12 protein-coding genes are annotated in these 12,085 nt (G+C 47.6%); 3 read left to right on the top strand and 9 right to left on the bottom strand.

Features of this window, described 5'->3' with window-relative positions; genetic code table 11:
* The first annotated feature begins 380 nt into the window (after positions 1-380).
* Together ACKFKH_RS18865 and psb35 are read left to right on the top strand one after the other, a co-directional pair.
* Positions 381-2,666: a transglycosylase domain-containing protein gene (locus ACKFKH_RS18865; RefSeq protein WP_446859876.1), complete on the top strand. Its 2,286-nt coding sequence runs from the start codon at positions 381-383 to the stop codon at positions 2,664-2,666.
* Between the two features lie 130 nt (positions 2,667-2,796).
* Entirely contained in the window at positions 2,797-3,009 is a 213-nt protein-coding gene (gene psb35, locus ACKFKH_RS18860) for a photosystem II assembly protein Psb35 (protein WP_446859875.1), read from the top strand.
* Between the two features lie 63 nt (positions 3,010-3,072).
* On the opposite strand, the gene ACKFKH_RS18855 is transcribed toward psb35, so the two are convergent.
* Entirely contained in the window at positions 3,073-3,489 is a 417-nt protein-coding gene (locus tag ACKFKH_RS18855; protein ID WP_446859874.1) for a tellurite resistance TerB family protein, read from the bottom strand.
* 160 nt (positions 3,490-3,649) lie between these two features.
* Positions 3,650-4,993, bottom strand: a complete 1,344-nt coding sequence (locus ACKFKH_RS18850; RefSeq protein WP_446859873.1) for a 16S rRNA (cytosine(967)-C(5))-methyltransferase — start codon at positions 4,991-4,993, stop codon at positions 3,650-3,652.
* An 86-nt stretch (positions 4,994-5,079) separates the two neighbouring features.
* Between ACKFKH_RS18850 and queC the strand changes: the two genes are divergently transcribed.
* Positions 5,080-5,769 carry a 7-cyano-7-deazaguanine synthase QueC gene (gene queC, locus ACKFKH_RS18845; protein ID WP_446859872.1) on the top strand — a complete coding sequence of 230 codons (690 nt, stop codon included), beginning with the start codon at positions 5,080-5,082 and terminating at the stop codon, positions 5,767-5,769.
* 437 nt (positions 5,770-6,206) lie between these two features.
* Here the strand turns inward: queC and ACKFKH_RS18840 are convergent, their stop codons facing one another.
* The 7 genes from ACKFKH_RS18840 to ACKFKH_RS18810 form a co-directional block, all read right to left on the bottom strand.
* Entirely contained in the window at positions 6,207-6,560 is a 354-nt protein-coding gene (locus tag ACKFKH_RS18840) for a hypothetical protein (RefSeq protein ID WP_446859871.1), read from the bottom strand.
* Between the two features lie 275 nt (positions 6,561-6,835).
* Positions 6,836-7,069 (bottom strand): DUF6737 family protein, encoded by a 234-nt coding sequence (locus ACKFKH_RS18835; RefSeq protein ID WP_446859870.1) that lies wholly within the window; start codon positions 7,067-7,069, stop codon positions 6,836-6,838.
* Positions 7,070-7,126: 57 nt separating this feature from the next.
* The gene (locus ACKFKH_RS18830; protein WP_446859869.1) at positions 7,127-7,483 is read right to left on the bottom strand and encodes a type II toxin-antitoxin system RelE/ParE family toxin; all 357 of its coding nucleotides are present in this window, start codon (positions 7,481-7,483) and stop codon (positions 7,127-7,129) included.
* Complete coding sequence (locus ACKFKH_RS18825) at positions 7,476-7,721, bottom strand: type II toxin-antitoxin system RelN family antitoxin (RefSeq protein ID WP_446859868.1); 246 nt, start codon at positions 7,719-7,721, stop codon at positions 7,476-7,478. Before ACKFKH_RS18825 ends, ACKFKH_RS18830 begins: the two co-directional genes overlap by 8 nt.
* 264 nt (positions 7,722-7,985) lie before the next feature.
* Positions 7,986-8,252 (bottom strand): type II toxin-antitoxin system RelE family toxin, encoded by a 267-nt coding sequence (locus ACKFKH_RS18820; protein WP_446859867.1) that lies wholly within the window; start codon positions 8,250-8,252, stop codon positions 7,986-7,988.
* A gap of 2 nt (positions 8,253-8,254) precedes the next feature.
* Positions 8,255-8,458: a hypothetical protein gene (locus tag ACKFKH_RS18815; RefSeq protein WP_446859866.1), complete on the bottom strand. Its 204-nt coding sequence runs from the start codon at positions 8,456-8,458 to the stop codon at positions 8,255-8,257.
* Positions 8,459-8,571: 113 nt separating this feature from the next.
* The gene (locus ACKFKH_RS18810; RefSeq protein ID WP_446859865.1) at positions 8,572-11,811 is read right to left on the bottom strand and encodes a type ISP restriction/modification enzyme; all 3,240 of its coding nucleotides are present in this window, start codon (positions 11,809-11,811) and stop codon (positions 8,572-8,574) included.
* Between the last annotated feature and the right edge of the window lie 274 nt (positions 11,812-12,085).

Here is a 12,085-nt window from a genome sequence, read left to right as displayed (position 1 = left end):
GGTAAGTGAACCGATGATTTTTCTCTCTACTTCTAAAGGACATCTTTCTTGCAAATCTTCACATTTATTCCCAAACTTCTTGTAAACTGACCTCAAAGACTCCACAGGCGAGGCAGCAGTTTAATTCCTGAATCTCTAGAAGTCATCACATTTTGATAATACGGTTGACTGAATCGACACTTTCGGTCAACCTGAAACTCAGATTGTGATTCCATCCTCAGTTAGCGCTGTACAAAGTGAAACCGCTCACGTTGACATCTCTGAATCTACTGAGGCGCAAGCGGTAACTTTGGTGTGATGAGGCACTCAACGTGACAAAGGATGGCTCAAAACGCAAAGGGATATCCAGAGACGACTCCCAAGCAACCAGGCCGGAAGCCATGACTGACGGAACAAACGAACAAAATCGACGGCCCGGTTCACGGACTCGTCGCCGCAAGAGTCGGAGATTGGGCAAGCTGCTCGAAACCCTTAAACTGGGGGGGCTACAGGCTCGATTCAGCAAAACGGGACAGCAGGTTCAAAAATTTGAGCAAAAACTGCCGCCGCCGCTCAAAAATCCGATCGTGCGGAAGCGATTTCTATTAGTTGGGCTACTGGTGGGTGGGTTTGGGCTGTTTCGGCTGGCCGCCTGGGAGATCGATCGCAGCCTTCCCAATCCCGCTGATTTAGCCTCGTTTGCGCGTCCGGGAACGCTGACCATTAGAGCCTCTGATGGGACTGTTTTGCACGAATTGGGGCCGGCCACTCGCCAGAAAACCCAGATCGATCAAATGCCCAAACAGGTGGTGAATGCCTTTGTCGCCTCTGAGGATCGCCGTTTTTATGAGCATAAGGGCGTAGACTACCAGGCGATCGTTCGGGCGATGGTGCGAAATTTCACGTCAGGCGGGCTGGTCGAAGGCGGTAGTACCATTACTCAGCAGGTGGCGCGAGTCGTCTTCTTAAATCAAGATCGCAGTCTTGGGCGCAAAGTCAAAGAAGCGCTATTAGCCCAAAAATTAGAGCGAGAAGTCGATAAAAAAAAGCTGCTCGAAAAGTATTTGAATGTCGTCTACCTCGGCTCAAATGCTTATGGGGTGGCGGATGCAGCCTGGATTTATTTCAGCAAGCCGCTGAGTCAGTTGACCCTTTCAGAAGCAGCGACGATCGCCGGATTGCCCCCTGCCCCTAGCCTTTATTCTCCATTGGTTAGTCTAAACAAAGCGCGTGAACGGCGTAACGTTGTCTTGGATAAGATGCTCGAAGCGGGCTATGTGACCCCCTTGGAAGTAGAAAAGGCGAAGGCTGAAACGCTGACGGTCAAACCGAGCGAACCTAAAAAAATCCAGAGTGACTCGCCGTACTTTACCTACTATGTGCAGCAGCAGTTGCCCAAATTGGTTAAGAAGGAAGCCCTGGCCGCAGGCGGCATTACGGTCGAGACAACGCTCAGTCCTAAGTTTCAAAAGGCGGCTGACAAGGCGATCAAAAACGCGATTGAGGTGGATGGGGCCGGGCAAAACTTTAAGCAGGCGGCCCTGGTGTCGATCGACCCCCGCACAGGTGAAATCAGGGCAATGGTCGGTGGCTACGATTTTTACAAAGAAAGTCAGTTTAACCGGGCGACTCAGGCTCAACGGCAACCGGGATCAACCTTTAAGCCCTTTGTCTATGCGGCCGCGATCGGAGCGGGCTTTTCACCGTATCGGTCTTACCTGGATGAGCGATTTTCGGTAGACGGCTATCAGCCCAAAAACTACAGCAACAAGTTTCGCGGCTGGATGAGTATGCGAGATGCGCTCACCAACTCGGTGAATGTGATTGCGGTGAAAGTCTTGATCGATGTCGGGTTTGAGCCTGCAATCAAGCTGGCAAAGGGGATGGGCATTCGCTCTAAGCTGGAGCCAACCTATTCTCTGGCGTTGGGTGCCTATGAGGTCAATCTGCTGGAGTTGGTTAGCGCCTACGGGACTCTGGCTGCTCAAGGCAATGCGATCGAGCCACATGGCATTCGGCGTATCCTCAACAGCAAGGGTCAAGTGTTGTATGACGCAAATTACAAGCCAAAGCGCGTCCTGGATGCAGAAACGTCAGCAATTTCGACCTGGATGTTGAGAAATGTAGTTAACGAGGGAACCGGGCGGGCTGCCAGTCTCGATCGCCCCGTCGCCGGAAAAACAGGCACCTCTGAGAAAGCACGCGATCTCTGGTTTATTGGCTTTATTCCGCAAGTGGTGACTGGAGTCTGGCTGGGCAACGATGACAACTCACCCACGTGGGGATCGAGCGGTACGGCTGCTTATGCGTGGCAGGAGTTTATGAAAGAGGCGATTAGCGGAATGCCTGTGCAAAAGTTCGCTGAAATTCCTAGTAATCTGGACGATCGCAAGGGGTCGATCAAAGCACAGCCAGTCAAACCGCAGCGATCGCTCTCGTTGGGCAATTCGCCTGATCCCGAAGAGTCTCGAAGTGGGCGCAGCTATGAAGAGCCGCCAGCCGAGCGCCCTTATTCTGAACCGCCTCGTAGTGAATCTTCTGATCCGACTCCGGCTCCTCCTCCCCCTGAGCCAGAAGCCGCCCCGCCTCCCGAATCGTCTGCCCCGCCGCCTGAGCCTGCTCCCCAAGAAGCTCCACCGCCTGAACCGGCCCCACCTGCTGCTGATCCGCTGCCTCCCCCCAATTAAGCGCTGTAAAACTAAAATGATTGCTTCCTTCGATCGATTGGCTTAATCTGGGGATCGTACCTGTGAGAGATGTCGTCGTCCACTCGCTCTTGTAATCTGACCCTAGTAAAGTTTAAGAGGAATTTTGCAAATGGATATCTTAGCTGTTTTGAATGATGCGACTAGCGCAACTGGCATGAATTTTCCGGTGTCGTTTACGGCGGTTTATGTGGTTGGTTTTATTGCGGCGGTGTCGATCGGGTCGCTTGCTTGGTACAACTCAAAGCGTCCGGTTGGCTGGGAAGACAAAGAGCGTCCTGATGTAGTGCCCGAAGTCAAAAAAGAAGAAACGCCTGGTCTATAAGTATTTGAGTGATATTGATTTGAGTGATATTGAACTGTAGAGAGGCTCGCGTCTGGCTGATCTCTACAGTTTGCTCATTCCTCGTTGGTAGAGTTTGCGAATTTCGGTCAAAACTTTGTCAAAAATGGATTCAGAATCGCTGCTAGAGTCCAGCAGTTGGAGTCTCGCAAGTAGTTTGGCTTCTTCGGTGGCGATCGTTCCGTCGCGATAAATGAGTGCGCTGATGGCTTCGATCAGATTTTGGCAGGTTTCAGAAGAAGGACGATCGCCTAAATATTCTCTCACCCACTCATAGCATTCGTCTGGCTTGACCGCCCGAAATTCATACAGCAGAGGTTGAATTTCTAGGTCGTCTGCGACTCCTTTTTCGGTGGCGATTTGCTGCAAATACTGACGCTCTTCGGGCTGAATTTTGCCATCTAACCAGGCCGTTCCAATCAAGATTTTGACCAGAGTTTTGACGTTTTGCTGAGGATTCATAGATTGAGATGAGGAATGAAGGGCTGGAAAAATTGCTGCGAAACACAGACCAACCGACTCTCTAATTCTTTTCATCCTACCCACCCCTTTTACAAAATAATTCACGTTTATTCACTTTTTACCCCTCCTCGCCAAGCGGAGCAAAGTTATCCCTCATCCCTCATCCCTTCGTCAGCCTGACCATAAAAAAGCCATCCATATTATGGTGATGAGGTAGCACTTTGGCCCAGCCTTCAGATGTGAAAAATGGGGCAAGTGTGGGAGTAGATTCAGGTCGATCGACCCTCCACTCCGGCTGCTGAGTCAAGAAATTTTGGATGATTTGCTCATTTTCGGCGGGGTGTAAAGTGCAGGTTGCGTACACCAAACTGCCGTTGGATTTGACCCAGGTGGCGGCGTGATTGAGAATCGCTTTCTGAAGTTGGGCGAGTTCTAAAACCGAGTCGGGGGTTTGTCGCCAACGGGCATCGGCGTGACGATTTAAAGTGCCCAGTCCCGAACAGGGCGCATCGATTAGAACGCGATCACACCTCCCCACAAATTGAGGTAACGCTCGACTGTCACCTGTGCAAATCTGGATCGACTGTAAGCCCAAGCGATCGGCGTTTTCTCTCAGTTTTTTGAGGCGAGACGGGGTTTTGTCAACGGCCCAAACGGTGCCACGATCGCTCATCAGTTCTGTGAGGTGCATGGTTTTGCCGCCGGGGGCCGCACAGGCATCGACGATCGTTTCCTCTGGCTGGGGGTCGAGAAGGTAACTTACCAGTTGGGCGCTGCTGTCTTGGACGATCCAATCGCCAGTTTGAAAGCCGGGAAGTTTTTGGATGGAGCCTGGATTTTGAAGCTGGAGCGCCTGGGGCACATGAGGGACTCGCTGAGTTTGAATGCCTGCCGTTTGGAGTGCGGATTCGACCGTTTCTAGGGTGGTTTTTAGGGTGTTGATTCTCAAGACGATTTGGGGCGATCGATTCATCCAGTCACACAGGGCTTCGGTCGCTTCTAGTCCAAACTGATCAAACCAGACTTGTACAATCCAATCGGGAAAGCTGTGCAAAATTCCCAATCGTTCTATAGGATTGTTGGGCAGTTGAAGCGGGTCAGCGGTTTCACTGGCTCTCAGGTATTGTCTCAAGAGTCCATTCACAAATCCGGTCAGTCCGGGGAAGCCATTTTGTTTGGCTAAATCTACCGTGGTGTTGACCGCAGCCGAAGCGGGAATTTGATTGAGATAGCGCAGTTGGTAAAATCCTAGATGCAAGATCACGCGCAGATCGGGCGGCTGGTGAATGGCTTTCTTTTTGGCAAACTGATCGATCAGAGCATCCAACGATCGCTGACGACGCACCGACCCATAGACCAATTCTGTCACCAGACGACGATCGAGATCGGGTAGCCCACTTTGACGCAACCCCTGATCGAGCGCAACATCGGCAAACGCACCCTGATAGACCGATCGCAGCGCAAAAAATGCCAACTGACGAGAATTTTGAGGAACTTTGGACAACGGCTAACCTTTTCTTGTGGAGTGATTCGTCTGAGCGAACCGTTTTTAGTCTATCGTTCTACGTCTGTGGTCTTGGGGCAAATCTTATGTCTTCTTCTAAAGCGCTCGTTATTTTGTCTGGCGGTCAGGACTCTACGACTTGTGCCGCGATCGCGCTTCAGCAGTTTCAAGAAGTCCACGCCGTGACGTTTGATTATCAGCAGCGTCATTTGATTGAATTGGAAAGCGCGATCGCCGTTGCCAAAGCGTTGAATCTCAAGCATGATGTGAGCGCGATCGGTTCGATTCTCAGCAGCACAAGTCCGCTAGTCAGTGATGCGTCGCTGGACGAGTATGCGTCTGTAGAGGAACTGCCCACAGGCGTTGAATCGACCTTCATTCCAGGACGTAATATTCTATTTTTGACGCTGGCTGCTAATCGGGCTGTTTGTTTAGGAATTCGAGACATTTTTATTGGGGTGTGTGAAACCGATTTTGCGGGCTATTGGGACTGCCGTCAAAGTTTTGTGAATGCAATGGCGATAGCGCTCGGTGAAGGCTTCTATGGTCAACCCCATGCTTTTGAAATTCACACGCCGTTAATGAATTTGACCAAGGCAGACTCGGTGCAGTTGGCGCGGGAGGTGTTGGGCGATCGTTTTGAGGAAGTGATGTCGCTGACTCACACCTGTTACGCCGGGGTCAAAGGTGGCTGTGGAAAGTGTCACGCCTGTTTGTTGCGCGATCGAGGCTTTCGAGAGGCGGGAATTGACGACCCAATTTGGCAGTGGCGGTGACGTGAAGCGATCCCTTTGGGTAACTGGAAGCGACCCCTTGCGGGTAACTCAAAGAGATCGGGCTATTTGCTACGGTTGTGGAATCGGGCAGCCCCCTAAATCCCCCACGAGTGAGGGACTTTGAACAAGAATGCTTATCCGAAAGGGTTATCCGAAAGTCTCCCAGAATTGGCAGCTTGGGGGGCAGAAGACGCAATCAACAAAGCGAAAGAAACGCAACCTCTTGCGGGTAACTCGAAGCGACCCCTTGCGGGTAACTCAGATCGGGCTATTTGCTACGGTTGTGGAATCGGGCAGCCCCCTAAATCCCCCACGAGTGAGGGACTTTGAACAAGAATGCTTATCGAAAGGGTTATCCGAAAGTCCCCCAGAATTGGGGGGTTGGGGGGCAGAAGACGCAATCAGCAAAGCGAAAGAAACTCAGTCACCTCAAAAACTCACGATTCAGCTAATTTGCGGCGCTGTCGGGTGAGAATGCTCATCACCTCGCCAAACGAGGGCGCAGGCAGCAAGGGACTCCAGTCTGTGGCATTCGCAAATCGTCGAACGTGGAGATTTTGAATCGTTTCGGTCACACCGTCTGAGGAACCGATAATTAACACCCGCAGGATTTCAAACTCATCAGAGTGAGGAATGGCAACGTCAGGTAAAAGATCCTGAAGCGGAATGCGAAGTGAAGTAATTGTGAAACGGGGAATGGTGTCGGGAAGGAAACGGCGTTGAATCAATTCTAGAAATGCATAGGCGAAATCGCACAGCCAAAAGCCAGCGTTCAATAAGCGCTCTGCCATGTGGGTACTCCAATTTTAAGTTTCTGAAGAAACCCAAAAAACTAGCCGCCCCGACGATCGTGACAAGTCAGAGCGGCCAAAGGAGTGATAAAATTCTCCATTAGCCCTCCGGACTGCCTGTACAGTCTCGTGGGTTAGCTGCCCTCTGTTGCGCTAACAACTTTGGGTGGCGACAGACTAGATTTTTTGGGCGACCAGACAACCTCCTGGTGAAGAAAAGGTGTCCTTGATTTGAGAGAATATCTGGAATTTTGATCCGCGTCAAGTAAATCTTTTTATTTGATCGAGTTCTCATCAGAAGTTGAACGAGCGTATTCTTCTAAACTGGACTGCATCATTCGGGGATAGACGAGTATAAAAAAGCCCATCCACGTCACCATCGGAATCGCAACCAGCACCGTCAGCCAAATGAGTTTGAATAGCAGCCAACTGGCAGCGATCGCCGTCACGCCTGTAAGCCCGATCGACCACGGCTGACACCACCAGGGCTTATAGTTCCAAACGCTCATTAGGCTCTCCATTAGTTTCTAGACGCTGAGAGGATCGTAGCAGTGCGGTCACTGGACTTACACTTCGCGTTGGTCATAATCTAAAATAATTTGTCTAAGATCATCCGCAGCAATATTGACTTGTTCAGATTTAGTGTAAATGGTTAATAAAATAATGGTTGTTGCAGTTTTAACGTAGTAGAGAAGACGATAGCCGCCGCTTTTGCCTTTTTGAATGTTGCTATTTTTGATTCGTAGTTTGAAGACTTCATACCCTGTGTCAGGAACTCGATCGCCGGGGAGTTCTCCAAGTTCAAGCTGTTCGATAATCGGCTCAATGTCACGACGAATATCGCGATATTTTTTTGCAAGTGTGCGTAGGTTGCGATTGAAGACTGGGGATGCTTCGACTTGAATAATCAGAGGCTCAGTCATCGTCGATACTGTCCCAAATCTGAGCAACGGGAATGGTTTGTCCGGTCATCGCTTGGTGCCACGATTGGCGAAAATCTTCTAGGATGGCTTCTTTGGTCTGCTCGGTTTCGTCGCTATCTGGTTCTTCCAGGATGAGAACGATGACTTCAACGCGGCTATTTTTACTGGCAGTTAAGGGATGATCTAACAAAAGTTGACCTTGTTCGTTAATGCTTCCGGTGGCTTTGACGGCTTTCATGGTTTTCCTGAAATGTCTCTAGTTGTAGGTCGAGTGCTTTGAGTTGCTGGTTTATCCAGTCGATCGTAGCTAATGAATTAGAGTTATTTACCCTCTACGATCGCGTCTCTGCCTCGGTCAACTCATACAATTCATAAACTAACTGATCAATTTGGCGATCGGTGACTTTGATTGCTGCTCGATCGTCTTTTTGTCTAAAGCCATTTTTGCGTCTGCTAATCGTTTGTGCAGAGACATTTGCTTTAGGAGCTTTTGAAAGGGATGCTAAGGAAAGTATCGGTAGATCTCTTTGCGATGTAAAACTCTTACGAAGGTGATAATGTCCTCATCAGCAGTTAGTCCAATTCTGTAATCTCCAATCCTAATCCGGTAGTGATTGACTTCGCCCTTGAGTTTTTTGAGGTTACTCACGTCTTGCAAGGTCTCAGCACTTTCAACGCATTCGATCTGCGCTTTGATTTTCGTAAGCAATGTTTCGTCTCGCAGTTTGCCTAAATCTTTCTCAAAGCTTTTTCTAAAGAATACTTCCACAACTACGATCCCAGAACTTTGAAAATCGCTTCTCTGCTAACTAACTCTGTAGTTTCGCCTTCTACGATCGCCTGCTGTAGCCCAATATCTTCTAGTGCTTCGGCAAGCAGTTCAGAAAATTCCTCTCTGTTCTCTTGAAGAACTTCTACGATCGCTGCTTTCAAAATTTCCTTGAGTTGGTTTTGATCTAGGCTCAGCTCAGGCATACTCTCTCCTTCCGTTTTAAGCGTCGAGTTTGATCTCGATCGTACCAAATGGCTGCTATTTATTTGCAGTTCTCCAAAAGAGTCGCTTTCTCTAACCCTGTTTTGGAAAGTTTTCACACGTCTAGCATCTGTTGAATTATTTTCATGGTTTCGACGCTGACGGTGCAAACTCGATCGAGCAAGTCAATCACTTGTTCTTTGTAGTCAGCGAAACGGTAAGTGTTGAATTTAGCAGCGATCGTGGGGTCTTTAGGCTTTTTCTCTTTGTATTGGTCAAGAATCCATTCCAAAGCGGAACGGTTGCCGAGTTTATAGTCCCAAGCGATCGCGGGTATGCCTTCTAGGCGGGTCATTTCGTCGAGAATAATCACACCGTTTGCTTTATCTGCTTTGAGTTTAGCTTTGGGTGTCTTTGCTTCCTCATCTCCCTGATCTTTCCGAACTAATCCAAATGGCTCGACGCTTTCATAGCCGATGTGCAGTTCCATCAATTGCTCTCCCCATGTGACCCATTGGGCAAAGTTGTCGTAGAAGGGCAGGCGGGGGAATTCGCGTTTGAGGTTGAGTTCGTATTTGGTGCGGTAGGCGGGATGGTGAAGGACGGCGTAGGTGTAGTGGAAGATGTTTTGTTTGGTGATGTTGGGGTTGTTGTAGTGAGTTTGGAATTGGGTTAAGCCCCAGTCGGTGATGTTGTCGATGCGGGTTCCGTCTTTTTCGTAGCGATAGAGCGAAAAATATTGAGAGCCTCCTTGAGTAAGCAAGTTTGGCACTGTATCAATTGCGATAGAGAATGTAGGAGTCTCAGAACCAACCTTGAACCAGATTGCTTGATTTGTTAAGTCTTGGTCTTCTGGAAAAAAGCTGAAGCTTTTGCCGGGTCGATCTACTGCTTGGGCAGAAAGGTAGAGATATTGTTTAATAAAGGGTCTGTAAAGACCTTTACGAATATGAACCTCGTTATAGGTAATTTTTTCGCCGTTTTTCAATCTTTTTTTAAGCTGCTCACTCCATTTGATTTTGGATGCATCTACAAATTCATCAAGGTCATGCAACTTGCTACTATTCTTATATCGCGAGGTTTCTGAATTGTAGAAATCGCAGAAGAATTTCATTTTGGCTAGAAGTGATTTTTGATTGGCATCGTAAACCCACTCATCCCTATTAGTTGATATCCCAAGCGAGTAAGAAAAGAAGATACTTTCAGGTTCTAATAAGGAATCAAAAGATTTGTCTGCAATGGAGATGAATGAATCAAATAATTCATTTTTAACACCGAACCAATCGCCGTTCTCGTCAGGGATAATGTGTTCAAAGCTGATTTCCTGAAAGCGATTATTTAAGAGAAACTTAAGCTTATCCTGAGTAGTATCAAGCATGGGTCTACGATGATGATGAATTGTGCAAGAAGATGAAGAATTGCTTTCATCACGCCTAACCATGAAGCTGATAGCTATGCCTGTTTGTATACCGAACACGTTGTTCTTCGTTCCTGAAAGTTTAGGATTTGCTCTAACGTTTCCTCCCAAGTCAACAACATATATCTCGCTAAACTCTTCAGCAGCTATTTTTCTGAATCCGTCAAAATTTCTTGTCTCAGCGAAAGAAGAGTTGGTGATAAATGCAAGAATTCCATTCTTTTCTAGCCTGTCCATTGCCCATCTAAAAAAGCGAGAGTACATATCATAAAGCTTCGTCTTCTGAGCTTTGCTCTGCTTAATGTAAGTTGCTTTAATTCGCTTATCTATTTCCTGATAAGCACGGTTCTTATTATTGTCGTTCTCATTTGCTTGATTGGCGTTGTAAGGAGGATTACCCATCACTACAAAAATCTCTTGATCGTTCTGACGTTTAATTCGCTCCGTGTTCTCAATGCTCATTGCAAACAAATCACCCTGCTTCCCTTCAAAACTGGTGTGATCTAACGTATCGACAAAGCAAATATTTTGAAACTCCTCATATTCACCCATCTTTTGCTGATAAGTAAATTCAATATTTAAGTTGGCAATGTAGTAAGGCAAAATACCCACTTCATTACAAAAGATTTCATGCTGATATTTATGCTTAAGTTTGTCGTGCGGCAAATATTCGATCAACTCTGTGATGTAAGTGCCCGTTCCCGTCGCTGGGTCAAGCACCTTCACCCCCGGATCAGCCAGCAGCTTATTAAAATGCTTGTACAGCAAATAATCGACACTCTCGATCATAAATCGCACAATCTCATTCGGCGTATATACAATTCCCAAACGATCGGCGACCTTCGGGTTATAAGCCTTATAAAAGTTCTCATATACCACCTTCAAAAACTTCTGTTTCTCATGATGGTTGGCAATACTTGCAGCCTTTTGTTTGATCACTGTGTAATAGCGATCGATAGAACTCAGCGTGTTCTTCCGCGTCGCTTTAGTGAAAAATGTATCAATAATCTTGTTGAGTTCTCGTGCAACATTATTATCGCGATGAAACTGCGACTCGCTAAACACCGTGAGAAAGATATCTTCCGTCAAAATGTGCTGAATAATCATCTCTTGCACATCCAATAAAGTGATTGCAGGATTAATCGAATCCTGGCAAATCTGCCAAAACTGATCGCGGCTTTGCTGATAGTTAACGTTTGTCTGATCCTGCTGCTGAAGGAGCGATCGCAGTGTCTCAACAATGGTCGGCAGATCACCCTTAAAGCTCTCGATCGCCTCCCGAAAACTCTTCACCTCTGGGCGCACGTAGTTGATAAAGGCACTGAGGAGACGATCGAGCGCGTCGGCATCTTTCATTAACACCCGCGATACTTCTTGACCCGCCTGAATCAGCACCGCCGTCTGAGAATCTTCAAACAAAATATTGTCATTGGGGTAGCCTTTGGCAAACTTCTTGGCAATCTCTCGATCCAAGTCGTCATCCTCATCTTTACTTTCCCAAAATCCCCAATCCAATCGCAGCGCATCCTTGACGGTGCCATCTGGACGAACCATCTTGCCATTCTTCGCTGGATACTCCAACTGACCGATCAAAACAAAGTCTCGCGTCTTGCAATACTCATTCAGCAGATTGAAAAACGCCCCACTAATTGCGCCCTCATTGCGAGAACCACCGTACTGAATAATTTTTTGAACGTCTGCGTGATACTGCGTGATCAAGAGTCTAGACATGATTTCGGGCAACGAGGTCAAGTGAACAGAAGCGGCTATCGTCTCAATTGTATTCAAGGTAGCAAAACGATCGAGAGACTGACTCAATCTCTGACCACCGCCGCTTGAAACAGTGTTTATCGTTTCTAACGCATAATGATTCTCGTCCAAACGTGCGCCTTTCAGCTTCAGACCTGCAACCGTTATGTGCAAAACTCGGTCATTCAAGCTTTTTACTCCATAATTTAACCTCAAAACTCAATTAGCCGGGTTCAAACCTCAACAATTTGACCTTAGAACTCAACCAGCCGGGTTCAAACTTCAACAATTTGACCTCAGAACTCAATTAACCATGTTGAGAACTCAAGAATTTGACCTCAGAACTCAATTAGCCGACTTCCAACCTCAAAAAAAAGAGCTACGAACTCAAAAAGCCGAGTTATTTACTCCAACTTTCAAGCTTGTAGCTCCAAGATTAGTTGTCAGAAACCAAACGATCGGG

It is taken from the genome of Phormidesmis sp. 146-20 (assembly GCF_052939475.1).
The sequence above is the reverse complement of the archived record's forward strand: the minus strand, read 5'-3'. Positions and strand labels throughout refer to the sequence as shown.